At 42.0% G+C, this 26,781-nt stretch carries 31 protein-coding genes; 11 read left to right on the plus strand and 20 right to left on the minus strand.

The genetic code is table 11. From position 1 onward, the window contains the following. Positions 1–7: 7 nt before the first annotated feature. From ACSBQP_RS09840 to ACSBQP_RS09870, 7 genes are all read right to left on the minus strand, one after another. On the minus strand, positions 8–352 hold the full coding sequence (locus tag ACSBQP_RS09840) for a toprim domain-containing protein (protein ID WP_008347035.1): 345 nt from the start codon (positions 350–352) through the stop codon (positions 8–10). Between the two features lie 131 nt (positions 353–483). Beyond that, entirely contained in the window at positions 484–720 is a 237-nt protein-coding gene (locus ACSBQP_RS09845; protein ID WP_008347037.1) for a YusG family protein, read from the minus strand. 44 nt (positions 721–764) lie between these two features. Then, positions 765–1,148 carry a glycine cleavage system protein GcvH gene (gene gcvH, locus ACSBQP_RS09850; RefSeq protein WP_008347039.1) on the minus strand — a complete coding sequence of 128 codons (384 nt, stop codon included), beginning with the start codon at positions 1,146–1,148 and terminating at the stop codon, positions 765–767. 66 nt (positions 1,149–1,214) lie between these two features. Beyond that, positions 1,215–1,571 (minus strand): arsenate reductase family protein, encoded by a 357-nt coding sequence (locus tag ACSBQP_RS09855; RefSeq protein ID WP_034317446.1) that lies wholly within the window; start codon positions 1,569–1,571, stop codon positions 1,215–1,217. Positions 1,572–1,681: 110 nt separating this feature from the next. Further along, a complete protein-coding gene (locus tag ACSBQP_RS09860) occupies positions 1,682–3,463 on the minus strand; it encodes an acyl-CoA dehydrogenase family protein (protein WP_017359285.1) in 1,782 nt (593 codons plus the stop codon). Positions 3,464–3,477: 14 nt separating this feature from the next. Next, on the minus strand, positions 3,478–4,653 hold the full coding sequence (locus ACSBQP_RS09865) for an acetyl-CoA C-acetyltransferase (RefSeq protein ID WP_019743167.1): 1,176 nt from the start codon (positions 4,651–4,653) through the stop codon (positions 3,478–3,480). Positions 4,654–4,665: 12 nt separating this feature from the next. Next, a complete protein-coding gene (locus tag ACSBQP_RS09870) occupies positions 4,666–7,053 on the minus strand; it encodes a 3-hydroxyacyl-CoA dehydrogenase NAD-binding domain-containing protein (RefSeq protein WP_435028359.1) in 2,388 nt (795 codons plus the stop codon). A 199-nt stretch (positions 7,054–7,252) separates the two neighbouring features. Between ACSBQP_RS09870 and ACSBQP_RS09875 the strand changes: the two genes are divergently transcribed. Genes ACSBQP_RS09875 through ACSBQP_RS09885 form a run of 3 tightly spaced genes read left to right on the plus strand, consistent with a single transcriptional unit; the run spans position 7,253 to position 8,012 of the window. Then, entirely contained in the window at positions 7,253–7,390 is a 138-nt protein-coding gene (locus tag ACSBQP_RS09875; RefSeq protein WP_008347049.1) for a YuzL family protein, read from the plus strand. A 10-nt stretch (positions 7,391–7,400) separates the two neighbouring features. Further along, the gene (locus ACSBQP_RS09880; protein ID WP_060698253.1) at positions 7,401–7,652 is read left to right on the plus strand and encodes a hypothetical protein; all 252 of its coding nucleotides are present in this window, start codon (positions 7,401–7,403) and stop codon (positions 7,650–7,652) included. Between the two features lie 12 nt (positions 7,653–7,664). Further along, positions 7,665–8,012: a spore coat protein gene (locus ACSBQP_RS09885; RefSeq protein ID WP_048002149.1), complete on the plus strand. Its 348-nt coding sequence runs from the start codon at positions 7,665–7,667 to the stop codon at positions 8,010–8,012. Positions 8,013–8,244: 232 nt separating this feature from the next. On the opposite strand, the gene ACSBQP_RS09890 is transcribed toward ACSBQP_RS09885, so the two are convergent. The 3 genes from ACSBQP_RS09890 to ACSBQP_RS09900 form a co-directional block, all read right to left on the minus strand. Continuing rightward, positions 8,245–8,496, minus strand: a complete 252-nt coding sequence (locus tag ACSBQP_RS09890) for a YusU family protein (protein ID WP_008347055.1) — start codon at positions 8,494–8,496, stop codon at positions 8,245–8,247. A gap of 72 nt (positions 8,497–8,568) precedes the next feature. After that, the gene (locus tag ACSBQP_RS09895) at positions 8,569–9,399 is read right to left on the minus strand and encodes an ABC transporter ATP-binding protein (RefSeq protein ID WP_008347057.1); all 831 of its coding nucleotides are present in this window, start codon (positions 9,397–9,399) and stop codon (positions 8,569–8,571) included. A gap of 145 nt (positions 9,400–9,544) precedes the next feature. Continuing rightward, a complete protein-coding gene (locus ACSBQP_RS09900; protein ID WP_171465740.1) occupies positions 9,545–9,991 on the minus strand; it encodes a YusW family protein in 447 nt (148 codons plus the stop codon). A gap of 113 nt (positions 9,992–10,104) precedes the next feature. On the opposite strand from ACSBQP_RS09900, the gene ACSBQP_RS09905 reads away from it, so the two are divergent. After that, complete coding sequence (locus ACSBQP_RS09905; protein ID WP_017368022.1) at positions 10,105–10,947, plus strand: oxidoreductase; 843 nt, start codon at positions 10,105–10,107, stop codon at positions 10,945–10,947. Positions 10,948–11,192: 245 nt separating this feature from the next. Here ACSBQP_RS09905 and ACSBQP_RS09910 read toward each other — a convergent pair whose 3' ends face one another. Continuing rightward, entirely contained in the window at positions 11,193–12,563 is a 1,371-nt protein-coding gene (locus ACSBQP_RS09910; protein WP_008347064.1) for a S1C family serine protease, read from the minus strand. A gap of 337 nt (positions 12,564–12,900) precedes the next feature. Here ACSBQP_RS09910 and ACSBQP_RS09915 point away from each other — a divergent pair, with 337 nt between their 5' ends. After that, complete coding sequence (locus ACSBQP_RS09915) at positions 12,901–13,575, plus strand: response regulator transcription factor (RefSeq protein ID WP_008347066.1); 675 nt, start codon at positions 12,901–12,903, stop codon at positions 13,573–13,575. After that, entirely contained in the window at positions 13,572–14,903 is a 1,332-nt protein-coding gene (locus ACSBQP_RS09920; RefSeq protein ID WP_007500323.1) for a HAMP domain-containing sensor histidine kinase, read from the plus strand. Before ACSBQP_RS09915 ends, ACSBQP_RS09920 begins: the two co-directional genes overlap by 4 nt. Before the next feature lie 20 nt (positions 14,904–14,923). On the opposite strand, the gene spxO is transcribed toward ACSBQP_RS09920, so the two are convergent. Further along, positions 14,924–15,088, minus strand: a complete 165-nt coding sequence (gene spxO, locus ACSBQP_RS09925) for an anti-adapter protein SpxO (RefSeq protein WP_164998991.1) — start codon at positions 15,086–15,088, stop codon at positions 14,924–14,926. A gap of 192 nt (positions 15,089–15,280) precedes the next feature. Here spxO and ACSBQP_RS09930 point away from each other — a divergent pair, with 192 nt between their 5' ends. Continuing rightward, the gene (locus tag ACSBQP_RS09930) at positions 15,281–16,159 is read left to right on the plus strand and encodes a TetR/AcrR family transcriptional regulator (RefSeq protein WP_046527525.1); all 879 of its coding nucleotides are present in this window, start codon (positions 15,281–15,283) and stop codon (positions 16,157–16,159) included. A gap of 113 nt (positions 16,160–16,272) precedes the next feature. On the opposite strand, the gene fumC is transcribed toward ACSBQP_RS09930, so the two are convergent. Beyond that, the gene (fumC, locus tag ACSBQP_RS09935) at positions 16,273–17,667 is read right to left on the minus strand and encodes a class II fumarate hydratase (protein ID WP_017359275.1); all 1,395 of its coding nucleotides are present in this window, start codon (positions 17,665–17,667) and stop codon (positions 16,273–16,275) included. Between the two features lie 87 nt (positions 17,668–17,754). Continuing rightward, positions 17,755–17,922, minus strand: coding sequence for a YvzF family protein (locus ACSBQP_RS09940; protein WP_017359274.1), 168 nt, complete (start codon positions 17,920–17,922; stop codon positions 17,755–17,757). A gap of 113 nt (positions 17,923–18,035) precedes the next feature. On the opposite strand from ACSBQP_RS09940, the gene ACSBQP_RS09945 reads away from it, so the two are divergent. The 4 genes from ACSBQP_RS09945 to ACSBQP_RS09960 are packed head-to-tail and all read left to right on the plus strand — an operon-like array spanning position 18,036 to position 22,065. After that, positions 18,036–19,460: a spore germination protein gene (locus tag ACSBQP_RS09945; RefSeq protein WP_435028360.1), complete on the plus strand. Its 1,425-nt coding sequence runs from the start codon at positions 18,036–18,038 to the stop codon at positions 19,458–19,460. Further along, a complete protein-coding gene (locus tag ACSBQP_RS09950; RefSeq protein WP_435028361.1) occupies positions 19,447–20,541 on the plus strand; it encodes a GerAB/ArcD/ProY family transporter in 1,095 nt (364 codons plus the stop codon). The genes ACSBQP_RS09945 and ACSBQP_RS09950 overlap by 14 nt, the downstream gene beginning before the upstream one ends. Then, a complete protein-coding gene (locus ACSBQP_RS09955; RefSeq protein ID WP_008347083.1) occupies positions 20,538–21,656 on the plus strand; it encodes a Ger(x)C family spore germination protein in 1,119 nt (372 codons plus the stop codon). The genes ACSBQP_RS09950 and ACSBQP_RS09955 overlap by 4 nt, the downstream gene beginning before the upstream one ends. 40 nt (positions 21,657–21,696) lie before the next feature. Next, a complete protein-coding gene (locus ACSBQP_RS09960) occupies positions 21,697–22,065 on the plus strand; it encodes a hypothetical protein (RefSeq protein WP_007500307.1) in 369 nt (122 codons plus the stop codon). Between the two features lie 42 nt (positions 22,066–22,107). On the opposite strand, the gene ACSBQP_RS09965 is transcribed toward ACSBQP_RS09960, so the two are convergent. From ACSBQP_RS09965 to ACSBQP_RS09990, 6 genes are all read right to left on the minus strand, one after another. Continuing rightward, a complete protein-coding gene (locus ACSBQP_RS09965; protein ID WP_007500305.1) occupies positions 22,108–22,743 on the minus strand; it encodes a response regulator in 636 nt (211 codons plus the stop codon). Beyond that, positions 22,740–23,804, minus strand: a complete 1,065-nt coding sequence (gene liaS, locus ACSBQP_RS09970) for a two-component system sensor histidine kinase LiaS (RefSeq protein WP_007500303.1) — start codon at positions 23,802–23,804, stop codon at positions 22,740–22,742. Before liaS ends, ACSBQP_RS09965 begins: the two co-directional genes overlap by 4 nt. Then, positions 23,801–24,565, minus strand: coding sequence for a cell wall-active antibiotics response protein LiaF (gene liaF, locus ACSBQP_RS09975; RefSeq protein ID WP_007500301.1), 765 nt, complete (start codon positions 24,563–24,565; stop codon positions 23,801–23,803). Before liaF ends, liaS begins: the two co-directional genes overlap by 4 nt. A 30-nt stretch (positions 24,566–24,595) precedes the next feature. Next, positions 24,596–25,465, minus strand: a complete 870-nt coding sequence (gene liaG / locus ACSBQP_RS09980) for a LiaG family protein (protein WP_411238338.1) — start codon at positions 25,463–25,465, stop codon at positions 24,596–24,598. A gap of 111 nt (positions 25,466–25,576) precedes the next feature. Beyond that, entirely contained in the window at positions 25,577–26,242 is a 666-nt protein-coding gene (gene liaH / locus ACSBQP_RS09985; protein WP_435028362.1) for a stress responsive protein LiaH, read from the minus strand. Between the two features lie 15 nt (positions 26,243–26,257). Further along, a complete protein-coding gene (locus ACSBQP_RS09990; protein ID WP_024719792.1) occupies positions 26,258–26,653 on the minus strand; it encodes a hypothetical protein in 396 nt (131 codons plus the stop codon). Positions 26,654–26,781 lie beyond the last annotated feature (128 nt).

A 26,781-nucleotide genomic window follows, 5' to 3' on the forward strand; every position in this document is an offset into this window, starting at 1 on the left:
GTCACCCTTATAAATATTTCGAATGAACATCAATGTTTGCAGCTAATAGAATAGATGCAATGTGGGCTGACGGTGAAGCGGCCACTTCGCGGTACGTTCTGTCGACAAAAAGATGCAGTGCTTCAGGGAATTCTTTTCGGAATTGCTTCCGCAGTTTGTCGCCAGCATCGTCACTGTCTGCTAATATGTAAACGTCTTTCCCGAATAAATCGTCCACAAGCTGATCCAGCTTCGATGTACTGATCGTGCCATTGGTGCAAATGATGGTAACAGGTTCACTTATGACTTCTTTTAGCTTCTGTTTATCTGATTTACCTTCTACAATGATGACCTTTTCTATCTCGACATTCATCACGATCACCTGGCCCTTTTGACGTTGATTCACTTCTTCCTTAGATTACAATCTTTCATTCGGGTTGTAAAGATTGGGCACTTGATCAACAAAAAGGCTGTAGCATTCACTCACTACAGCCTTATCTGTGATTAGCACCAGCCATTTTCATCGTCACAGTCTACATATTTTTCAGTCCCATGGGTCAACGTATCTGACAGACGATAAAAACGGTTTTGATCATAGGAATAACCTGATTTTAATTCATATTGATTTTCACTAATCATCGTGCCAATCTCTTCGTTTTGATGGTAAAGCACCATGCCGCTCTCTTTGAATCGTCCAGTGACATGCTCTGTTATATCCACCTGTTCTTTTTGAAAAGACAAATTGGACACCCCCCATAAAGGTAGAGTGTCCAATTTCACATGAATTAGTCTTCTTTTGTCATTTCTTCATATTGCTCAGCTGTCATTAAGTTCTCGATTTCAGACGCATCCGCTGGCTCTACTACGATCATCCAAGCTTTTTCGTATGGAGAGTCGTTGACGAACTCTGGACTGTCATCAAGCTCATCGTTCACTTCAACGATTGTGCCGTTAATCGGTGCGTATAGTTCAGAAACTGTTTTGACTGATTCTACACTTCCGAAAGGCTCGTCCGCTGTGATTTTGTCTCCTACTTCAGGAAGCTCAACGAACACGATATCCCCTAGCTCAGATTGAGCAAAATGCGTAATACCGATACGCACCTTATCTCCTTCTACTTTGACCCATTCATGTTCTTCTGAATAACGTAAATCTTTTGGTGTGCTCATTTCATACCCCTCCAGTCTTTTCTTACAATCTATATTGAAGATACCACAATCTGAATGAAAGTTACATCATTTCCAGACGCTTTTAAATGTATCTTCATTAAATCCAACTGTCACTCGTTTGCCGTCTGTTGTAATTGGACGCTTGATTAGCATTCCGTTAGACGCAAGTAATTCAAGCTGCTCGTCCTCTGACATTGCAGGAAGTTGATCTTTCAGCTGCAGCTCTCTGTATTTCTGACCGCTCGTATTAAAGAATTTCTTCAGCTCTAAACCGCTTTTTTCGTAAAGGGCTTTTAATGTTTCTTTATCAGGCGTCTCTTCGACGATATGTATGCTGTTGATGTCTTTATTGTGTTCTTCCAGCCATTTCTTTGCTTTTCGGCATGTACCGCAAGATGGGTATTCGTAAAAATCTAAAGCCACCATTTTCACCTCCTGCAAATAGTGACAACATTTTATCACAAAACATATGAAAAACCTAAATGTATGCTTACAAAAAGGTGCGGCATGATATCCGCACCTTTTCAGCCGTCTTATACGATATATTTCTCTGCTTCAAAGATTCGTTTCGCCACCTCACGCTTTTTCGCAATGACATTCATTGGCGTGAATCTTGTCAGCTTGCGAAGGGCTGACAGACTCATACGGAGTGAATCTCCTTCTTCCATGGCAATCAATGATTCTTTCGCATGAGCTTCAATTTTTAAAAAGGCTTCCTGCGTGAAAATTTGTGTATACGCAAGCTTTTGTGCATTTTTTTCTGTGCCTGATGCTGCGATTGCTTTTTCCGTACGCAAGACCGCCGACTCAGCAGCAAAGAGTTCATTGACGATATCTGCTATATTCACAAGGATTTCTTGCTCTTTGTCTAATGCTTTCCCATATTTCATGGCGGCCATACCTGCCACCATCAAGGCGATCTTTTTCGCATGGGCAAGTAAGTATTTCTCTTGATCAAGCGGCTGATCACCCGGCTCTTCCGGCATCATCATCATTAGCTCTTCCTGTAGGGTTTGCGCTTTTTGAAGAAGCGGAAGCTCTCCTTTCATCGCTTTCTTCAAGAAGGTGCCTGGCACAAGCAATCGGTTAATTTCGTTCGTTCCTTCAAAAATACGGTTAATTCGTGAGTCGCGATAGGCTCTTTCGACTTCGTATTCTTGCATGAAACCATATCCGCCGTGAATCTGCACACCTTCATCCACAATATAATCGAGCGTTTCAGAGCCAAGCACTTTACAAAGAGAGCATTCAATCGCATATTCTGCAATGGATTGCGCAATTTGTTTCCCATCCTTTTGCTCCTCGTCACTTAACAGACCCATTCTTTGTTCAAATAACCCGACTGTGCGGTATACAGCACTTTCCATGGCATAAAGCTTTGCCGACATGTTGGCTGCTTTTTCGCCAATTAAGCTAAATTGAGAAATTGGTGTTTTAAACTGCTTGCGCTGATTGGCATACTCTGCCGATAATTGAATGACTCGTTTTGATGCTCCGATTGTCCCTACAGCCAGCTTATAGCGTCCAATGTTCAAAATGTTAAAGGCAATGACATGACCTCTGCCTGCTTCACCAAGCAAATTCTCCTTTGGCACTTCGGCATCTTCAAGGATTAACGTTCTCGTCGATGACCCTTTAATGCCCATCTTTTTCTCTTCAGGTCCTGTTTTGACTCCAGGAAAATCCTTTTCTACGATGAAAGCAGAGAAGTGTTCACCATCAATCTTCGCATACACGACAAACACATCGGCAAATGCGGAGTTTGTGATCCATTGTTTTTCCCCATTGAGGACATAATGTGTTCCAGCTTCATTCAGGACTGCCGTTGTTTTCGCACCTAGCGCATCAGAACCTGACCCTGGCTCTGTTAGGGCATAGGCCGCAATTGTTTCTCCAGAGGCGAGTCCTGGCAGGTACTTTTCCTTTTGCGCTTGATTGCCGAACAGCACGATCGGCAAAGAACCGATCCCAACATGGGCGCCGTAAGAAAGAGAGAAGCTGCCTGCTCTTGCAAATTTTTCAGTAATGATGGCTGAGCTGATTTTATCTAGCCCAAGCCCGCCAAATTCCTCAGGAACATCAGCACCAAGCAGGCCAAGCTCTCCAGCCTTTTTCAAGAGACGAACAGAATGCTCGAATTCATGATTTTCAATTTGATCGATGTGCGGAACGACATCTTGTAAAATGTAATCTTCTGTTGTTTTCCCGATCATTTGATGTTCATCAGAGAAATCCTCTGGTGTAAAGATATGCTCATAATTCGTCTCATCAATTAAGAAACTGCCACCCTTTTTTACTTCTTCCATTGCTTTCATCCTGTTTTCCCCCTTTAGATCAATTCAAAAATGCCTGCTGCTCCCATGCCCCCGCCGATACACATCGTCACAATACCAAATTGTTCATTTCGCCGTTTCATTTCATGAATGAGGGACAGCGTGAGTTTCGTTCCTGTACAGCCTAGCGGATGTCCTAATGCAATGGCGCCGCCGTTGACATTTACCTTCTCTTCATCGATCCCTAAATGACGAATGACTTGAATCGCCTGAGAAGCAAATGCTTCATTTAATTCAAACAGCCCGATGTCCTTCAGCTCTAGACCAGCGATTTTCAGCGCACGCGGAATGGCTTCAACCGGCCCAATTCCCATGACTTCAGGTGGTACACCACCAACAGCAAACGCTCTGAACTTGGCGAGCGGCTGAAGAGAAAGAGAAGATGCTTTTTCGCGATCCATCATCATGACACATGCCGCTCCATCACTCGTCTGCGAAGAGTTTCCTGCAGTCACTGTGCCTTTTGTTGAGAAGGCAGGTCGTAACGTTGAGAGAACCTCCTCTGTTGTGCCCGCTCTGACACCTTCATCTTGTGAGAACGTAAATTGGCGTTCTTCTAGTTGATTCTGCTCTCCTACCCGTCTTTCTGTCACATCAACGGGAACAATTTCATCTGAAAATTTCCCTTCTTGAAGTGCCTTTGCTGCCTTTTGATGGCTCCTCACCGCAAAAGCATCTTGATCTTGCCTTGTGACCTGATACTTTTGCGCCACTTGCTCCGCTGTGTGGCCCATGCTCATATAGTATTCAGGCGCTTGCTCTGTCAAAAGAGCGTTTGGACGAATGGAGTGACCCATCATTGGGACTTGCGACATCGATTCGACGCCTCCGGCCAAAATGGTTTCTGCCTGCCCAAGCATAATTCGTTCACCCGCATAAGCAATTGACTGCAGACCAGAAGAGCAATAGCGGTTAATGGTAATAGCAGGTACTGTATATGGCAAACCTGCTAATGCCCCAATATTCCGGGCCACATTCAGCCCTTGCTCTGCTTCTGGTGTCGCACATCCGATGATTAAATCATCGATTGTTCCATCATAATCACCGGCACGCTTTAGCGTTTCTTTTACACACAATGCGCCCATATCATCAGGTCTGACATGTTTTAATGATCCCTTTTTGGCTTTCCCTACTGGTGTTCTTGCGCCAGCTACAATCACTGCTTCTCTCATTTTGACTCCCCCCTAGTTACGTAAAGGTTTTCCTTTAACGAGCATGTGCTGCATGCGTGCCTGAGATTTGACTTCCCCTACAAGACTTAAAAAGGCTTCTCTTTCAAGCTCTAATAAGTATTGTTCATCCACCTCTGTACCAAATGGCAATTTGCCGCCAGAAATGACATGTGCTAGTTTTTTCGCAATGGTCATGTCATGGTCTGAAATGTATCCAGACAATCTCATGTTTTCAGCAGCCAGCACCATTGCTGCGTAGCCTGTTTCCCCCATCACGGGCACCTTTCGCTTCAGAGGTGCACGATAACCCGCTTCATCAAGAGAAAGAACGAGTTGTTTCGCATCATGGATTAAATGATCACCATTCATGCTGATCCGGTCATTCACTCGGAGCATCTTCATATCACGCGCTTCCTCTGCTGATGTAGATACCTTTGCCATCGCAATGGCTTCAAAGGTTTGTAGCGTAGCATCTTGGATCGCAGTTGCTGATGGCTTTTCCGCTCCTTGCAGATGGCGAATATAGAGTTCTTTGTTTCCGCCTCCGCCCGGTATGAGTCCGACCCCCGCTTCGACAAGCCCCATATACGTTTCACTGGACGCTTGGATAGCGGCTGCTGGTAGACAAAGCTCCGTCCCTCCGCCAAGTGTCATACCAAATGGTGCAGCCACAACTGGACGGTCACTATACTTCACCTTCATCATCGCCTGCTGGAACCTGCGAATGACAAAATCAATTTCAAAGAAGTTGTCGTCCTGTGCTTCCATTAAAATTAAGGCGAGATTCGCACCAACACAGAAGTTCTTTCCTTGGTTACCGATGACCAGCCCTTTATAATTCTTTTCCGTTTCATCTACAGCACGATCGATCATATCAATGACATCAAGCCCAATGGCATTACTTTTCGAATGAAATTCAAGCAAGACAACATCATCCCCGATATCGATCAAGCTTGCACCTGTATTTTTAAAAATGACATCGTGTTTCTTTTTCAATCTAGCTAACGAAATATTCTTGTCGTTTCCCTTTTCCTGTTCATAAGCACCATTCTGATAAAATGCACGGTCTCCTTCGGCATTTTCTTGATAGAATGTGTCATGTCCTTGTGAAAGCATATCTCGCACCCAGGTCGGGATGCTGTGCCCTTCCGCTTCCATTCGACTGACGGCTTTTTTCACACCAATCGCATCCCACAGCTCGAACGGGCCATGCTGCCAGCCAAATCCCCATTTCATGGCGTTATCGATGGACTGAATATCATCCGCAATGTCGCCTTTTAGTTGAGCTGAATAAAGAAGAACAGGTGCGGTCATATTCCAAAGCAATTGCCCAGCACGGCCGTCTTGATAAATAAGCGCTTTCAATTTCGCTTTTGTCCCCTTTTGCTGCTTGGCAATGTCAATGCCCGGATCCTTCAGCTTTGTCCGTTCTCCGTATGTGAGTGTGACAGGATCAAGCTCTAAAATGCTCTTTCCGTTTTTTTGATAAAATCCTTGCCCTGCTTTGCTGCCGATCCACCCTTTTTCGAGCATTCTTTCCATAAACTCAGGCAGCTGAAAAATATCTTTTTCCTTTCCTTCTACCTGTTCATACACATTGCGGGCTACATGAGAAAATGTGTCGAGTCCCACCACATCAAGTGTGCGGAAGGTCGCACTTTTCGGTCTGCCAATGAGTGGACCTGTAACAGAATCGACCTCTCCGATCGTGTATTTGTTCTCAAGCATTTCACGCACTGTGACAAGAAGCCCATAAGTGCCAATTCGGTTGGCAATAAAGTTCGGTGTATCTTTTGCTTCGACCACACCCTTGCCAAGTACATCTTCACCAAATGTTTTCATATATGAGAGTACTTCTGGATCTGTTTCTTGAATAGGAATTACTTCTAACAGCTTTAAATAACGAGCTGGGTTAAAAAAGTGAGTGCCTAAAAAGTGGCGTTTAAAATCAGCTGATCGGCCTTCTGCCATTTTTTCAACAGAAATACCGGATGTATTGCTGGATACGATGCTGCCTTCTTTGCGGTGTTCGTCGATGAGAGAGAATACGTGTTGTTTAATGCTGAGCTTTTCAGTGACGACTTCAATGATCCAGTCAGCATCGTGTAATAAGGAAAGGTGATCTGTGAGATTTCCGGGTGTGATGTATGATAGGTTTTTGGCTGAAGTAAGAGGTGCTGGCTTTTGCTTTAACAATTTTTTCATTGCGTCTTGGCTTAATCTATTCCGAACACTAGGGTGATCAAGCGTTAGCTTTTTTGCCGTTTCTTCCTTTGTCAGTTCATGTGGCACAATATCTAGCAATGTTACTGGTATCCCGATATTGGCTAGATGTGCAGCAATGCCTGAGCCCATGACACCTGAACCAATGACAGCCGCCTTGCGAATATGTTTGCCCATAAATATCCCCCTAAACATTTTGAATGAACAGTCATTCATTTTTTGTCCAAAAAAAAGCAATGCCTCTTTCTTTATCTTAAAAGATTTTCCGAAACAGTTCAATAGCAGATTTCAAAAATTTACACATTCTCATGCGTCTTTCTTTACAGCGTATGAATTAAAGACGAGGGGGAATTGTAATAATGGAGGTGATGTCCACATGTCTCGTTTGCAAAAGAACCCATCAAAAGCAGGCGTAAGTGCTGCAAGTGTGAAAGGAAACGCAGGTCCATCACAAGAAGCAGACCTAGGTGGTAAAAAGACCAGTCAAAATCAGCAATATAAAAAGAAATCGTAAGGAGGAACACATCTTGAACAACCAGCAAATGAATATGCCCCCACAGGTGATTTCAGTAAAGGATTCCTTGTACCTAGAGGATATGCTCAACTGGAATTTGATCGCAATGAAAAAAGCCCACTTTATGGCCGAGCATTGTCAGGATCAAACATTGAAACAAGAACTCAATCAAGTTGGTCAAATGCACCATCAGCATTACACACAAATACTTCAACATTTAGGCAGCTCAGGGCAAGGCCAGTCTTCTGGCTTTATGCAATAGGAGGTAACAGACATGGAACAGCAAAACCAACAAAAAATCGGGAATCCACAAACGCCGGTTCCAACAACGACAAACATGAACGATCGCGACTTTGTCACAGACCTTTTGTCGACTGAAAAATATATGACAAGCGGATATAACACAGCGCTCAATGAATTCAGCCATGAATCTCTTTACCAAGATATTCAGCGTATTGCGCTAGAAACACAAAAAACGCAAAGACATTTATATGATGTCATGTTCAAATATGGCTGGTACTCTGTCGAAGCTGCTGAACAGCAAAAGCTCCAGCAGGCACACCAGAAATTCCAGCAAACACTGACTGATCAATCACCGTACGGATCATCACCCATGTCATAAAGAAAAACTGCCAGCTCGTACTGGCAGTTTCAGCGTGTAGACAAACCCTCGCATTCTTTGTCAGTCCTGCGCACTGGTACTCACGAATGACAAATTCGCTCCGTGCCAGGGCTCGTCCTTCCTAGACTGCAAAGGTTTTCTATCACGCTGAAAAGAAGACAAAGGGCTAAAATAAAGTTCATTTTAGCCCTTTGTCAACAATCTGATACTGCCAGCTCGTACTGGCAGTTTTTTAACGGTCTTTATTCGCACGATGAGCTTCATTTAATTGCTTGATCCGCTGAATGGTTTCTTTGATGTCTTCTTTTGCCTCTGGATACGTGTCATTAAAATGCTTGGCTAAAGGCGGCATGCTTTTGGCAATATGAGAATAGATGATCCACTGCGTGACATCTCTTTTCAGTTCCTCATTCGTTTCACCAAGCAGCAGCTCTGTATATTTATCAAGCAGGCCTTCGAGCTTTTCATCTAATTCATTTCCCATTGGTATTCCGCTCCTTTTTTCAGAAAAAAGCCTGACTCTGCGTGTAACAGATGTCAGGCTTTTCACATACGATTATCTTGCAGCAAGAAATGTCTCAGCTTGTGCCTGTTGGACAATACAGCGTCCTCTGCCGTGCGGAATACATAACGGTGTTCCGAATAAAGGATCTGTTGTGACTTGGCAGTTCATATCAAAGACATTTTTCACAAGATCACAGTTAATGACAGTTTCCGGTCTTCCTTCTGCATAAATCGACTTGTCTTTAATGGCCACAAGGTGATGCGCATATCTGCAAGCGAGATTGAGGTCATGCAGAACCATGACAATCGTGCGCTGCTCTTTTTCATTTAAATCAAAAAGAAGATCTAGGATTTCAATTTGGTGCGTCATGTCTAAATACGTTGTTGGCTCATCTAATAGAATAATATCCGTCTCCTGAGCCAGTGTCATCGCAATCCATGCACGCTGCCTTTGTCCACCTGATAATGAATCAACCGTTCGATCAGCAAGGTCTTCCATCTTCGTTGACTTCAGTGCACGATTTACCGCTTCTTCATCTTGCTTTGACCATTGCTTCAGCCAATTTTGATAAGGATATCGCCCTTGCTTGACGAGTTGATGTACCGTTAATCCTTCTGGCGCTTCCGGTCCTTGCGGAAGAATGGCAAGCTGTTTCGCCACTTCCTTTGTTGGTAATTTGGCAATGGAATGACCTTCAAGCAGGACAGAACCACCCATTGGCTTCATGAGACGGGCCAAAGAGCGAAGTAGCGTGGATTTACCGCATCCATTGCTGCCAATAAATACTGTGATTTCACCCTTAGGGATCGATACATTTAGTTCGTCTATGATCATTGTTTCTCCGTAACCTAAGCTTAAACCTTCAGTAGAAATGGCACTCATTCCGCTCAAACGCTCCTTTTCTCATCCAAATTTTTTATATTGAATATCGTCTATGTAGACGTAAAAGATCACTTATCTCAATTTAGTGTATCAGATTTAAGTGATCTTGAAAATCATTTTCAATTAAAAAATGAGAAAGTCTCGTTTACTTTTTCTTTTCGAATGCACGTTTTGTCCCATCTTCGAGCTTGATATCGACTCGTATCCGCTGATAATCATCATCTAAATTAAAAGCAGATAATAATTCATTGACATATGTTTCATTCAGCTTTGCACTAGGAATCGACATATCATTGAGCTTCATCTTCATTTCACGTAAAGCTTCTTCCCCTTCATAGCGGACACCATTCATATGATCTCGAATCAGTGCTTCTTCTCTTCCACCAGCTTGACGATAGGTAGCTTCATATAATTCGCTTTTTTGTCCATATTGTACATGCAATTGCAAATGCTGAAATGGCAGTTCCTTCATTTGAACAGCGGACAGACTTTCAGCTTCTGCTTCATGTGGATGTTGTATTGGTTCGATTGAACGACAGCCAGACAGCATAAAGAACAGCACTCCTAGCAGTCCCGCCTTCTTCCAGCACATCATGTATTTCCTCCTATTTTATAGCATCGTTTTTTATTCTTCTCCAAGCCCCTTTTCGTTATTCAATAAAACAGCAGACTATGGTAGATTAAAACAAAAAGGAGAACCGGATGATGAATAAAACAGCCATTGTGACTGGTGCCAACAGCGGTTTTGGAAAGCTCATCACACTGCGTCTTGCTCAGCAAGGGTACACTGTGATTGCTGGCGTAAGACAGGAAACCAATGCGAAAAAGCTTGCCGAAGAAGTAAAGAACGCCGCTTTATCCGAATCGATACATATTGAAGCATTAGATGTGACAGATACACAGTCCATTCAAGCATTTCAAAAAAGGCTTAATGCCTATGCTCCCATTCACCTGCTTGTGAACAATGCGGGAACGGCCTATGCTGGTTTTGCTGAAGAAGTGCCTGTTGATCAGTACCGAGAGCAATTTGAAGTGAATGTCTTTGGTGTGATGGAAATGACACAAGCAGTCCTTCCGTTGATGACGAGCGGTGCAAAAATATTGAATATGAGCAGTATCAGCGGACTCATGGGAATGCCCGCACTCTCTCCATATGTATCGTCAAAGTTTGCACTAGAGGGTTATACAGAGAGTTTGCGAATTGAGCTGGCTGCGTTTGGCATTCAGGCCGCTTTGATTGAGCCGGGTTCTTTCCAAACGAACATTTGGAACACCTCCATGAATGAGCAAATGACGCCGCCCGCAGAAGGTTCTAAATACACAGCTATTTATCAAAAGATGATGTCCTATATAGAGGCGCAAAAAAACAACTATGGAGATCCCGGTGAAGTTGCAGAGCTTGTGGTTTCGCTTGCAGAGAAGAAGCGGCTAAAGAAGCTAAGGTATCTTGTGGGGAAAGGTGTTCGGCTTTCATTCATAGCAAAGCAGCTCCTGCCTTGGAATGTATGGGAAAACATTATTTTACGGACACTATCCTCAAAAAAATAGGCACAAAAAAACAGGTGGATCGCTTATCCACCTGTCAGCGTGTAGACAAACCCTCGCATTCTTTGTCAGTCCTGCGTGCTGGTGCTCACGAATGTCAAATTCGCTCCGCGCCAGTACTCGTCCTTCCTAGACTTCAAAGGTTTTCTATCACGCTGAAAAAAAAGAAGACAAAGGGCTAAAATCAAGTTCATTTTAGCCCTTTGTCAACAATCTAACAGGTGGATCGTTTATCCACCTGTTTTCTTTTATTCGTTATCAGACTGCCCAAGGGTAATATCAAGATTTTTGTTCTTTCCATCACGGATGACAGTCATTGTCGTTTTATCGCCAATTTTTGTTTCTTTATAAAGGATTTCTTTCAGTTGTGAGCTGTTCGCTACATCTTTTCCTTTGAACTTGATGATGACATCTCCAGACTTCAAGCCTGCTTTTTGTGCAGGAGATCCTTTTGATACATCTTTTACATAGATGCCTTTACCGATTTGTTTATCAAATAGGCCAAGTGTATTTTCCTGATACGTTTCAGGCACTTGCTCAAGGTCAATCATTTGTACGCCAAGGTAAGGACGTTCGACTTTTCCATTTTTCAACAGCTGATCTACGATCGGTTTGACATCGTTACTTGGGATCGCAAATCCGAGTGATTCTACTCCGCTTTCGCTAATTTTCAAACTGTTGATGCCGATGACTTGACCGTCTGTATTGATCAGCGGACCGCCACTGTTTCCAGGGTTAATGGCTGCATCTGTTTGAAGCACATTCATCTCAACGGTTCCAGATGATGTATTGGCTTCAACGGTACGATCGAGACCACTAATAATCCCTTCTGTTACTGTACCAGAGAACTGCGCACCGAGCGGGTTCCCGATTGCGATGACTTTGTCTCCAGCCCGAAGCTTAGAAGAATCTCCAAAGCTTGCAACTTTATCAATGCCGTCAGCATTTATTTCCACGACAGCTAAATCTGTCATTACGTCACTGCCGACAAGCTTCGCATCTTTTGTTTTTCCATCGTATAGTGTGACCTTTAATTTATTGGCACCCTCGACTACATGGTTATTTGTGATAATGTATGCTTTTTTGCCATCTTTTTTGAAGATGACACCAGAACCCGTTCCAGCTTCTGCTTCAGTTGAATCACCGCTAAGACCGAACGAGTTTTGTGTAGATTGATAGTTTGAGACCCCTACAATCGTCGGCTCTAAATCTTCTACCATATCAGCAACATTCGTCGCATTGGTGATTTGTTTTGTTGAGAAATTTTCAGATGAAGCCGGTTCGCTTGATGCTGTTTGGGTTTGAGTGTTTGCCGCTGTATCTTGTGACTGCGGTAAAAGCGGTGTAATGCCAAGCACAAGACCGCCTCCAATAATCCCTCCAAGAATCGGACTTAGCCATGCAGCCTTTCGTTTTTTCTCCTTTTTAGACGAACGGTCATCAATCACTTGAGGAGACCCATTTGTCACCCTCTCCTGAGAGGCAGATGCTTCGTTTTCATGATGGTGAAAAACGAGTTCTTTCTCTTTTTCTGGTTCTTCTATTTGTTTCTCATTCTCTTGATGTGTGTGTTCTTGATCATTCATTTTTTTCTCTTCATCTTCTCTTCGGAAATCCATCGCTTGCACTCCTTTGCATCATTTTCATGAAATGCTTCATTCATATGTCTAGACAGGACTCATGTCCTCTTAATGGCAATATCATTGAAAAATTCTTTATGACAATATGTCAAATTATATAATACTTATTCATAGAAAAAAAGCAAGGTGTGCACATTGGTGAAAAGCACCTATTCATTAGCCTTTTGTCTATGCCCTTTTTTCCCTTGAGCTTATCATAAACAAACATTATGGGATAATAATGAGAAGAATATGTGAAATTGTGAAAAAAGCGTGTGATTGTTGACATGCCGCCTTTGTATCCCGTTATAATGACGTTGAGAGGATGTGGAAGACTTTGTCGTACACCATTTATTTAGTTGAAGATGAGCAGAATTTAAATGAACTGTTAACCAAATATTTAGAGAGTGAAAATTGGAATGTGTCCTCTTTTTTAACCGGAGAAGCGGCACGCGCGGCCATGAACAAGCCACCGCATCTATGGATTTTAGATATTATGCTGCCTGATACGGACGGCTACACACTCATTAAAGAAATCAAAGCAGCCTCGCCTGACGTACCGGTCATTTTTATTTCGGCACGTGATGCAGATATTGATCGTGTGCTTGGCTTAGAACTCGGGAGCAGTGATTATATTGCGAAACCCTTTCTTCCGCGCGAGCTGATCATCCGCGTGCAAAAGCTGCTGGAGCTTGTATATAAAAACAGTGACACACCTCAGCAAAGCGTCACACCCGTTTCTTCCTATATCATTCACGAGGACGTAAGAGAGGTGTATGAAGGAGATCAGCTGATTAACTTAACGTCTAAGGAATTTGATTTGCTGCTCTTATTTACCCATCATCAAGGACATGCCTTTTCCCGGGAAGATATCCTCGTCAAGATCTGGGGGCACGATTACTTCGGGACAGATCGTGTGGTCGATGATCTTGTCAGACGGCTGCGAAAAAAAATGCCTGACTTAAAAGTCGAGACCATTTATGGATTTGGCTATAGGATGCTAAAAGGATGAAGAACAAACCACTCGCTTTTCAAATTTGGGTTGTCATCTCTGGCATTTTACTCACCATCTCGATTGTCCTGATCATTTTATTTTCAAATACATTACGCAGCTTCTTTACGAATGAAATTTATAAAAACATCGAAAACGAGCAGCAAGTGTTAACAGAATACCCTCTGAATCGAGACGGCTCACCAAAGTCGACACCAGAAAACCGCTCGGTTCAGCACATTCTGATTCCGTCAGATGAATTAAATCAAATGGCTCAGTTTTTCCCGCATGCCTTTATTGAAAAAGTGCAGTCCTTTGTTAAAAAACAAAAAAGCGCAACAAAACGCTATTCTGAAGAAGTGAATGGCCAGCATATCTTTTTTGTGATCAAAAAAGTCTCAACTGGCAATACACAATATATTCTCTTGTCATATGCACCCGATTCTTATCGAGATGACTTGTCCTTTACACTGTTTAAACAGCTGATTTTCATCTTAGGAACAGTTATTTTACTAAGCTGGATTCCATCGATTTGGCTCGCCCGCTACTTATCACGTCCAATCGTCGCGTTTGAAAAGCACGTCAAGCGCATTGCACAAGAAGACTGGGACGATCCTGTGATGGTTGACCGGCAAGATGAAATTGGCAAGCTGGGGCATACGATTGAAGAAATGAGACAAAAGCTCATTCAAAAAGATGAAACAGAACGAACGCTTTTGCAAAATATATCACACGACTTAAAAACACCTGTGATGGTCATCCGCGGTTATACGCAGTCTATTAAAGATGGAATTTTCCCTAAAGGAGATCTTGAACAAACGGTGGAAGTGATTGAAGGCGAAGCGGAAAAGCTTGAGAAGAAAATCAAAGATTTGCTGTATTTAACAAAGCTTGATTATTTATCAAAACAACATCCGGCGCATTCTCCCTTCCTTGTGAGTAATACAATGCTGGAAGTGGTTGACCGTTTACGCTGGTCGAAAAATGAATTGCAGTGGAACGTGGACTTAGATGATGAGGCTGCACTTGAAGGCGATCCAGAACAATGGAGCAAATTATTTGAAAATGTATTAGAAAATCAACTTCGCTACGCAAAAAATAAAATTGATATTCATATGAAGCAGGAAGAGGATCAAATTCGCATCGTCATTCGTAATGATGGCCCTCCAATTGAAGAACACATGCTATCCAGCCTATACGAACCTTTTAGTAAGGGAAAAAAGGGCGAATTCGGCATTGGATTAAGCATTGTCAAACGAATTCTTTCAATGCATCAAGCGTCCATATCAATTGAAAATGATGAACTAGGTGTACGCTATACGATCACTGTTCCAAAGAAGAGGCTGTAGGTTTTACACCGCAGTCTTTTTTAGATGAATGAATACCCATTGAAATCACGGTATGTGGCTTTAATTTTCTTGCCAGCTTGATACATCCATTTCTTTTCAATGGTTTTCTCTTTCGGCATTTTGACTTTTTCTACTTGAATTCCTTTTGTTTTCAAGCGTCTAATCATATCATCAATTTCTCTCATGGAACATCATCCTTTCACATTTTTTGACCGGTTGGTCACCTTACTTTATAATATAAAGAATTACACTGTAAAAAACAAGTTACAATCTGATTAATTTTTGAAAAGTTTTGTCGTTTATGACCGATAAGTCACATCTCTTTGCGCACGTTTCCTAAGACATTTGTCTCTCGGTAAGAAAGGATGACATTCATATTGAAAAAGAAAGAAAAAATGATTATTGAGGCTGGTATGAAGTTATTTGCCAGCAAAGGCTATAATACAACGTCTGTTCAGGAAATTGCAGATGAATGCCACATGTCAAAGGGTGCGTTTTACCTTTATTTCAAATCGAAGGAAGCACTACTTATTTCGATCTTGCATTACTATTACGATAAGGTATTTACCCGGATTCATGAGGTTCAAACAGAAGGCGGCACACCAAAAGAGGCCTACCGGAAACAGCTCACTGTCTATTACGATAATATTTTGCAGCAAAAAGATTTTATTAAAATGCAGCTAAGCGACAGGGCGCTCCCATTGAACGAAGAAACGCAGCAGCTCGCAAAGCAAATTCGACTTGCGACGATTCAGTTGCACATTGATAACATTAAGCAAGTGTATGGAGATGCGGCCATTCCTTATATGGCTGATCTATGTTTAACGATTGAGGGCATGAGTCACGTGTACTTTGAGCTTGCCATTTTATATGATTTTCAGCTCGAAGCAGAGGAGCTTGCCGCAACAATGATTCACCGTATCGATGATCTAATGGGCGGTATGATGAAGCGCAATGACCATCCGCTCATTTCTGTGGACCAAGCAAGCGACTGGTTCGGCCCGATTTATGAACGATCATTTGACCCGCTCACAGAATCTCTATTAAAAGAATTAAGAGAGCTGGCAGAAGCACATTATGAAGTGAAAGACGAGCCAGATTTATTTGAAGCGCTTGGCATTTTAGAAAACGAGTTAAACAAACAAAAACCAAGACAAGTCATCGTCAAAGGCATGCTTTATCAATTGAAATTATACACACCGCTTCAGCCGGTCTCCAGCTCCTTATTACGCATTCTAAAAGAAGATCATTTATAAAACCCAGGGCTTGGTTGCCCTGGGTTTATGATTGTGACAAATAATCAAACTTCTTTTCTGTAATTTCAGGGAGTTTCCATAAAAAAACCAGAGGCACAGAGGCCTCTGGTGTCTTATTTTGCTTTCGGTGTCACCATTTCTTCTGGTTTCACAAACTCTTCAAACTGCTCTTCTGTTAATAGTTCTAATTGAAGGGCAGCTTCTTTTAGTGTTAATCCTTCTTTGTGCGCAAGCTTCGCAATTTTCGCTGCATTTTCATATCCGATGTGCGGGTTGAGTGCCGTCACAAGCATCAATGAATTGTTTAGGTTTTTCTCGATCGTTTCTAGGTTTGGTTCAATTCCAACGGCACACTTGTCATGGAATGAGTTCATACCGTCAGCAAGCAATTCAACTGACTGCAAGAAGTTATAGATGATGACCGGCTTAAATACGTTCAGCTCGAAGTTTCCTTGGCTTGCGGCAAAACCGATTGTTGCATCATTCCCCATGATTTGTGCGGCAATCATTGTTAAAGCTTCACTTTGAGTTGGGTTGACTTTTCCTGGCATAATGGAGCTGCCTGGCTCATTTTCAGGAATGATCAATTCACCAATTCCGCAGCGAGGACCACTTGCAAGCCATCTCACATCATTGGCAATTTTCATTAAGTCAGCTGCAAGTGCTTTAAGCGCACCGTGTGCATATGTGATTTCATCATGACTTGTCAGCGCATGGAATTTGTTTGGTGAAGAATTGAACGTTTGACCTGTTAACTGGCTGATTTCTTCTGCCACGTATTTACCAAACTCAGGATGTGCGTTAATTCCCGTACCAACAGCTGTTCCGCCAATGGCAAGTTCTCTCATTTTTTCAGTAGATTCTAAAATCATTTCTTTTGAACGATCAAGCATGTACACCCAGCCGCTAATCTCTTGGCCCACTGTAAGAGGTGTTGCATCTTGCAAATGCGTACGGCCAATTTTCACGATCTCTTGGTATGCTTTCGCTTTCTCATCAAGCGTCGCTCTTAACTGGTCAATTGCAGGCAATAGCTTTTTGTACACAGCTAAAACAGCTGCCACGTGCATAGCCGTTGGGAATGTATCATTTGAACTTTGGCTGCGGTTGACATCATCATTCGGGTGAATGCTGAATTCACTATTTTTATCTTTCAAGTAGGCAGTTGCTCTATTTGCAACGACTTCGTTCATGTTCATGTTACTTTGTGTTCCACTTCCTGTTTGCCATACAACAAGCGGGAAATGCTCGTCATACTTTCCACTGATGATGTCATCACATACAGCAGCAATCGCTTCTGCTTTTTCACTTTCTAAGTTGCCTAGACGTTCGTTCGCAATCGCTGTGCTACGTTTCAAAATTGCAAACGCATTCACAACTTCCTTTGGCATTTTCTCAGAACCGATTTTGAAATTTTCTTTGCTTCGTTGTGTTTGTGCACCCCAGAACTTGTCCTGTGGCACCTTGATTTCGCCCATTGTATCTTTTTCGATTCTAAATTCTGTCATTATGTATCCCTCCATAGCTTCATCACTCAACTCTATTCTATACAAAAAACGAAAATCCTTTAAGCGTTTTCAATTAAAATTTTATCTTTATTTTAATTTTAGTTCAATATAAACACGAACATCTTTGGAATATTTGTATTTTGGATTTGTTTTTCCGTAATCTTTTGACGTATAAGTCACCTCATAATGCTTGTCAAACGACTGTAGAATAAGATCGATCTCCTCTTTTGTTCCTGCTAAACGAATTTGCGCCATCTTCTTTCCTCCAACACCGTGATTCTTTCATATACCACAAAATAATGTAACACAGAATATTGTTTTTTCAAGCAGGTAATGCTAAGAAAAAGAAATTGAGGCGGGTGATCCATTTGAATCAAACTCCATTGAAAGAGCACTTATACGATAATCTCTCTGTCATTCTCCCTCAGTTAAAGGACATGGATGATTTGATCCATGAGAAAAAAACATTGCCTCATGGACAGGTTGTTTATTATTTATACATTAAAGAAATGAACGAAGCGATGCAGATTCAAACCTTCTTAAAACTGCTATTGCAAGATCATGCCTCTCTGACAAAAGAGAAGCTAGAATCCAATTTATCGATGATGACTACCCGTACGGTGAAAACCTCTGAAGAACTAGTAGATGCTATTTTCCAAGGACATTGTGTCGTACTGATTAATGGATTTCAGCATGCTTATATTTTAGAAACACACGGAACGAAGAAACGTAATTTAGGAGATGCTACATCTGAAACCATCGTAAGAGGACCAAAAATTGGTTTCATTGAAGATATCAACACGAACTTAGCTCTCGTCAGACAGCGTTTGAAAAACCCTGATCTCAAAACAGTAGATATGAAAATCGGCGAAAAGAAATACACCCAAGTATCGATCATGTACATTGATGGTATCGTTGAGCCCTCTGTTTTAAAAGAGGTAAAAAAGCGTCTCAAACAAGTCACCATAGATGATATTCAAGACTCAGGCGTTCTTGAGGAGCTGATTGAAGACAATGTGTATTCTCCTTTTCCGCAAATTCAAAACACAGAACGGCCTGATAAAGTGGCATCTGCTTTAAACAATGGACGCGTCGCCATCTTTGTTGATCATTCGCCTTTTATCTTAATTGTGCCTGCTTCTCTCGCGACGATTATGCAATCACCTGATGATTATTATGAAAGATGGATCGCTGCCTCTCTGATTCGTTTGCTGCGTTTTACGTCCATCTTTCTCACATTGTTTTTATCAGCCATTTATATTGCCCTTGTGTCCTTCCAGCAAGGTCTATTGCCCACAACTTTAGCTATTTCCATCTCAAGCACACGAGAGAATGTCCCCTTTCCTCCTATTGTGGAAGCACTCATCATGGAAATGACCATTGAGCTGCTGCGGGAAGCTGGGTTAAGACTGCCTAATCCACTTGGACAAACAATCGGACTTGTGGGCGGTGTTGTCATTGGGCAGGCAGCCGTACAAGCCCATATCGTCAGCTCCATTATGGTCATTATTGTCAGCGTCATTGCACTTGCATCCTTTACCTTTCCTCAATATGGAATGGGGATATCATTTCGTGTCCTTCGCTTTGTGTCCATGTTTGCTGCAGCTGCATTCGGTTTATATGGACTTGTCCTGTTTATGCTCGTCTTACTCACTCATTTGACAAGACAAAAAAGCTTTGGCATCCCATATTTTTCACCAGATTTTGTGTTCAGCTATAAAAATGAGGACAATTCCATCATCAGATTGCCTTTGAAAAATCAAAAGAAAGGGGAACAACATGGTCAATCATAAAGAGTCGATCACAAGCTATCAGGCAAGTGCCATTATCGCCAATACCACACTAGGCGCAAGTATGATGATTCTGCCAAGATCAATGGCTCAAGCTACGCCTACACCTGACGGCTGGATTGCACTCTTACTCATGAGTGTGATATACATTGTGTTTATTTTTGTCAATGTGCTCATGATGAAAAAGGTCTCCTTTTCTTCCTACTATGACTATACAAAAGAAGGGCTTGGGAAATGGATTGGCTCACTTGCCAACCTGTTGATTATTATTTACTTTCTCGGCGTTGCCAGCTATGAAGTACGGGCTATGTCTGAGATGGTGAAATTCTTTCTACTTCAAAACACACCTGTAGCGGTGACAATGATCAGTTTTATTTTGGTTGGTTTTTATCTCGTAGTTGGCGGAATTGGTGATTTTGCCAGACTGTGCCCATTTTTCCTCATTGTCACCTTAATTATCTTATTTATTGCATACGGACTGAGTGTGCAAGAATTTAAATTAGATAACCTAAGGCCTGTATTAGGAGAGGGATTCTCCCCTGTCTTCAAATCCTTGAACGCATCAGCCATTTCATTTGTAGGTATTGAAATGATGCTGTTTATGCCTACCTACATGAATACGCAAAAACACACTTTTGCATATGGCTCCATCGGCTTTTTGATTCCTGCGATCATCTATATTTTCACCTATATTCTTGTGGTTGGTGCGCTCACGGTGAAAGAAACGGCGACTCTGACGTGGCCGACCATTGCCTTATTTCAATCATTTGATATTCAGGGGATTTTTATTGAACGGATTGAATCCTTTTTGCTGATTGTTTGGCTTGTCCAGCTTTATACGAGCTTTGTAGGATATACGTTTTTTGCTACGATAGGAGTCATCAAATTGACTAAATTCCCTAAAAAAATCGCGCTCGCCTTGATGGGCATTGTGATCTTCTTTGCCGCTCTTTTCCCAAAAGATGTTGATACGGTCCGAGACTATTTAACCTACGTAAACAACTTGTTCTTTCTTCTATTTGGTATACTCCCGTTTCTTTTATTTATCATCGTATTTTTCAAAAGGAGGCGGAAAACAGCATGAAAAAGAAAGCGGTTCTTGCGCTCTTCTCACTGATTCTATTATGCGGGTGCTGGGATAGTACAAATATCGAGGAGCTCAACATGGCAATTGGATTTGCTGTAGATAAAGGAGATGACGGACATAAATTGAAGCTGTCTATGCAGGTGCTCGTTCCGCAAAAAATTGAGCAAGAATCAAGCGTGAAAGATCCGACGAAGATTATTGAGACAAGCGGTGATTCCATACACCAAATTTTTCGTACAACGGCCCTAAAAACACACCGCATTTTTGCTCAGCAGCTGAGGGTTTATTTGTTTTCTCAAGACCTTATCAATGAAAATAATTTCGATTTGGTCATCAATCAATTCATTCGGGACAATGAAACACGAAGAGGAAGCCTTGTCTTTATGGCCTCTGAGAAGCCTGGAGATATGCTGAAAATCAATGACGACGGCCAGCCTGCCGCTTCCACCTTATACGATATTTCTTCGAATACAAAAACGACCATTCGTATGTTCAAGCCCGTTTCCTTAGGAGATATTTCTTCTGCTATGCAAAACAACGTATCCTTTGCCATTCCGAAAGTCAGTGTCAGTCAGGGCAAATTAATGCTGGATGGTGCCTCGATTATTCAGAACAAACGATTTCTCACCAACATCTCTCCTTTAGCGGTGCAGTCCTACAACCTGCTGACTGGAGATGCAACAGGCGGAGTGATTGAATTCCAATATGAACATAGCATTTATTCTTTTGAGATCTTTAAAATCAAACACAACATTGACACCCATAAAACAGCCAGTGGCAAATATGAATTTGATGTGTCAGTGGAGCTTGATGGAAGATTGTCTGAGGATTGGAATGAACGGGAAAATTCATTTAATGAAAAATACCTCCAAGAAATTGAGAAAGTCGTGGCACATCGACTTGAGGAAAATGTAAAAGATTTTATCGGGGAATTACAGCATGAGATCAAAGCAGATATTTGTGGATTTTATCAAAAAGCGAGTATTGCCTATCCGAAGGAATTCCGAAAAGAAGCAAAACATTGGGATGACATTTTTAGTGAATCGGATATTCGTTACAAGGTAAATGTGAAAATCCGTGACTTCGGGACTAAGGGCGCAACACAATCCTAATAGAGTATGTTAAAATGGTAAGAAAAAAAGGGTGTCAATCATGAAACGAGCTTTACTTTCGGCCGGCATTCTATTTTTGATTCTAGGAATACTTCTGTTAGTCGTGGTATTCATGCAATCAAAAGAAGATTTCTTCATTGAAGCCGACAGCTTTTCAAGCACATTTTTGATCGTGATTTATTATGGACAAACCCCTGCGCTCCTTCTGATTGGAGGCGGTTTATTTGTTGGACTTTCACAGATCATTGATTTGCAAGAGAAAAAAGCTGCAGTGGCAAAGGAAAGCGTCAAGCTGCTTTCCGAGATGAAGAAAACCCTGGAAGACAAATCGGCCGAGGAGCAGGAGGCTTTTCCAGTTCCTGAGCTCCATCAACTATCCGAACGTCCAATCACAGGACAGAAGGACTAATTTTGTGCATGTTCCAGCAGCTTTCATTTGAAAGCTGTTTTTTTATTGAATCAGCTTATGGCGATGTGCATACACGGCCGCTTGTGTGCGGTCTTCTACATCAAGCTTGGAAAGAATGTTGGTAATATGCGTCTTGACTGTTTTGATGGTAATAAACAATTCCTCAGCAATGACCTTATTCGATTTCCCATCGGCAATCAGCTTTAATATTTCCATTTCTCTTGCGGTTAACGAATCGTGCAGAATGGACCCATTTGATGAATGGCGGAGTTTGTTCATGACCTTTCCAGCTACTTTTGATTCAAGCCTTGGTTCGCCGATACTTGCAGACCTGATGGCATCAGCAATTTCTCCTGCTTTCGATGTTTTTAAAAGATAGCTTAAAGCACCAGCCTCAATCACTGGATACACTTTATCATCATCAATAAAGCTCGTCAGTACAATAATCCGGGCATCCTCTATTTCCTGACAAATTCTTTTCGTTGCTTCGATGCCATCCATGCCTTCCATGACAAGGTCCATTAAAATCACGTCTGGCTTTAATTCAACCGCTAGTTCTACACCTTTTTGTCCATCTGACGCTTCACCGATGACTTCAATATCCGCCTGTGCCTCTAAAAAAGCAGCAAGACCCATTCTCACCATTTCGTGATCGTCAATTAAAAGCACTCGAATCATCGAACGTTCTCTCCTTTTCCTTCATCAAAAATGGGAACCTTCACATCAATTTGTGTGCCTTTTCCCTCAAATGACATAATCTCTGCGACACCGCCTACTTCACTTGTTCTTTCTCGTATCGATTCAAGTCCGTAGGAAGCAGTCTTCACATGATCTGTTTGAAAACCAATCCCGTTGTCGATAATTTTCAATTGAACTTGACGGTTCCGAATAAGCAGACGTACTGTCACCTTTGTCGCCTTTGCATGCCTAAACACATTGGAAAGGGCTTCTTGCACAATTCGGAACAGATGGTCCTCCACCCCTTTAGACAGCGGAGCATCATCTTCTATTTCCCAATCAATATCAATTGGCTGCTTTGCCTGAAATTCATTGAGTAGCTCAATCAAGCCTTTTTTCAAGTCTTTTCCTTCAAGGGTGATCGGTCTTAAATGCAAAAGGAGTGCACGCATCTCATTTTGTGCATCGCCAGCCATTCGTTCCACAAGACGCATTTGCTTTAAAATCTTTTCATCCTTTTCCTTCATCCCTTCAAGAATCGCAGACGTCATCATCGAAATGGCGAATAGCTGCTGGCTGACTGCATCATGCAGCTCACGCGCTAGACGCTGACGCTCTTCTGAGACAACCGATTTTTTCATTTGAACCTGCCATTCAGCTCGCTCATTTGAGAGCTTTTGTAAGGAGGCTACTTGCCCTTCCACTCGTTTCGCCATTTCATTTAATTGATCTGCCGCCAAACCAATTTCATCATCACCTAGAGAAGGCAGTCTATAGGCAAAATTCCCATTTTCAAACTTCAAAATCGACTCTACAAGCTGATCCAGCCGCTTCTTATGCTGATAGCCAAACACATGCCCCGCTGATACACCAATGGCGAGACTAATAATGAGTAAAATACAAAAAAACGGGATGCCGAACCACCGCGTAGACAGTAAAATCATGGGATCAAGCTGGTAATAAAAAAACATCGGGAGTGTCGTCATGATGACAACACCAAGCGAGATACCGACTGCAAGACGAACAGATTGCCACTGGATGCCTAAATGCAGTTTCCTCATAAGTACCTCACATCCACATCCCCTATCAGGAGAGAAATGGAGATTTTCACTTTTCGCTTGCTCTCATCATAATCATTTGTCATGACATACACTTTACTGCCGAACCCGCTTCTTTTTTCATCAATGATTTTCATATCACCAATCGCCGCCGAAGCACTCACACACACTTCAATATCCTGCGGTACATAAATATCGACATCTCCGATGAGTCCACTAATGACGATCGTACTCTCTTCCTCAGCAATGATTGCCTTTGATAAGTCGATTTTGACATCGCCAATAAAACCTGAAATGGTCAAATCGCTTAATTGAAATGGTTTTTTCATCAGCCTGACTTCACCGATGAAGAAATCATGTTCTTTGCGCGGCTTTGTCTGGCTTTTTGTTTTCTTCTGATCGCCCTCTTTTTCAAGATTGACTTTCAGTGAAGGCTTTCCATCGTCTGATGATTCCTTTTTATCGACATCAAAAACAGGTTTGTTTTTCAATAAACGATAGCCCGCATAGATCAAAAAGGCAGCAAATAAATACCCAGTCAAACTAAACGTGATATTTAGTAGAAACTTCAAGAAGAGAAAGCCTGCAAAAATATAGGAAACCGAACCGAGCCAACGTTTAGATCGAGAGTGCAGCCAATAACCAGCTAGAGCAAAAAACACTGGCCAAAATAGGTCTGCCCCAATCCCAATAATTTTGAGAAAAAGATTAATACCGAAAATCACCACAATGATGCCTAAAATTTGATTTCTAGAAAAACGCAGTTGACTCGCCTCCTTCCTTTTTACGTTTGTTTACCGCAATTTTAAGTTTCCGCTTGTCATCTCAATATCGACTAAGTGTGTCCCTTTCCCATGCGTGCCTGTAAAACCTCGGCCTTCACTATCCGCTTGGTCAAAACCATACGAATGATCAATACGTCCACTCGTTTTTTTCACTTGGACTTTGAAATCTCCCTCATCTGGCAAGTTCAATTTCGCACTGCCTGATGTCATGTGAAAGTCGACTGGTGAATCAATTGTATCAAAGCTTGCTGTCAGCCTGCCGCTTGTCATGCCTAATTGCAGCTTTCCTTTTACATCTTGAATATCAGCACGACCAGAAGTGGCACCAATATCACTTTCCTTCGCATCAATATGAGACACTGAAAGTCTGCCAGAAGTCGCTTTGATTTCCACACGATTTGCTGAGAAGTTCTCAGCTGTGAGGTTTCCGCTCGTTGATTTGAGCGTCACATCTTGAAGAGACAGCTTTCCTTCGCCATTTACTTCGCTCACGCCGATTCCACCTGTTATTTTCACATCTTTATGATAATCTGTTGGAATTTTGACTAAGAGTTCTCCTTTTTCAAATGCAGAGAAAAACAAAAATCCTTTATTTTCAGCACGGACTTTGAAGGTTCCGCCTGTTTGTTCCGCATACATTTTCCCTTTTCCATTCACAACCATCACAGAAATATCCGAACGATCTTCCGGCTCCACCTTGATGCGAAATCCAGAAAGAGAGATATCTAATTGTTCAACCTCATCCTTTTTCGCTGAAGCTGTTGTGACCGCTTTATCACGAGAAAAGCTCAAATGAAAGAGATCTCCATTTTTGAAAAGCATCCCAATCATCAAAAAAACACCAACAAGTATACAAATTAGACCAATGAACCGTTTCATTTATATCATCCCTTTATCCTTTGACCTTTTTATTATAAGGAAAAGCGAAACAGAAAGAAATCAAATAACGGAAGAAAAATCCTGTTTTTCTTCCGTTTTGACACATTTCCATTAGTTTGCCGGCTGTTTCTCAAGCTGCTTTGATCGTTGAAGCTTTTGCCATTCCTTTTCAACCTCATCAGCGTAATCAAGATGAGCATATGCACCCTGATCAGCAAATTGTGCATAGCTGCCCGCTTTTATCTCCATTTCCTCTATACGGTTCTCCATGCGTAGAAATTCTTTATAAGCACTTTCACTATCAACTTTATTCATAGATTCATTCATATGCTGCTTTGCCTGTGCGGCATTGGCTCTTGCAATCAGCGCTTGCTTCTTGTCTTTAACATCACGCAGCTTTGTTTCTAGATGCTGCAACTGTTCTTTCAGCTCTTTCAGCTGTTTAACAGATTGCTGATAGGCATCTTGATATTCATTGTGCTTTTCTTCAAAATACTTCATTTCAGTCAGTGCTTTCCGTGCAAGTTCTTCTTCTCCTGCATGAAACGCCAGCTCCGCCTGTTTCTTTCGCTTATCAGCAAATGCTTCTGTCTCTTCTGCTTTTCTCAAGAAACCTTGCTGAATGGTTTGCTGTTTGATAATCGCATGCTTCGCTTTGGCAATATCGTCCTCCATATCACGAACATATTGATTCAGCATGACACGCGGATTCTCCAATTTATCTAAGCCTTCATTGACTGTTGCAACAAACATATCACGTACTCTTCTTAATACCATTTCATATTCCTCCTTTTATTTTTTCTTTAAAAAGTCTTCCCATTCTTGATCAAATGACGTGTGCATAGATTCTTCCATGTTCGGTGCTGTGTTTGGCTCCATATATGTTGTTCTGCCGGATGATTCCTTTGCAGATTCACCATTGATCATCTTCCAGCCAAAGTAGAGAAGTACTCCAGCAAATGCGATTCCGAGTAAAAATGGCAGCGACTGTGCGACAAGCAATACACCGATAATAGAGAGTATGACCCCTGTTGTTTTACTGCCTTTATCATATTTTTTGACACCTACATAAATGAGCCACGCCCCAATCAAAGTCGGGATCAGCCCGCCCAATGAACCACCAAAGAAGATGGATAAACCGATAAACATCAGGATTGAACCGATGATGGTTTTACTTGTGATTTTCATCTTCATGCCTCCTTTCTTGCTCCTTGCTTTAACTATAGTCAAAAAAGGAAGCCGGCAAAACGTGTCGTAGATTGATCTTTGGTTGCGACCAGAGTCGTAACATGGCTCAGACTGAGCGGTTGAATCTA

This window comes from Bacillus sp. G402 (assembly GCF_051172515.1).
Classification (GTDB): Bacteria; Bacillota; Bacilli; order Bacillales; family Bacillaceae; genus Bacillus; species Bacillus altitudinis.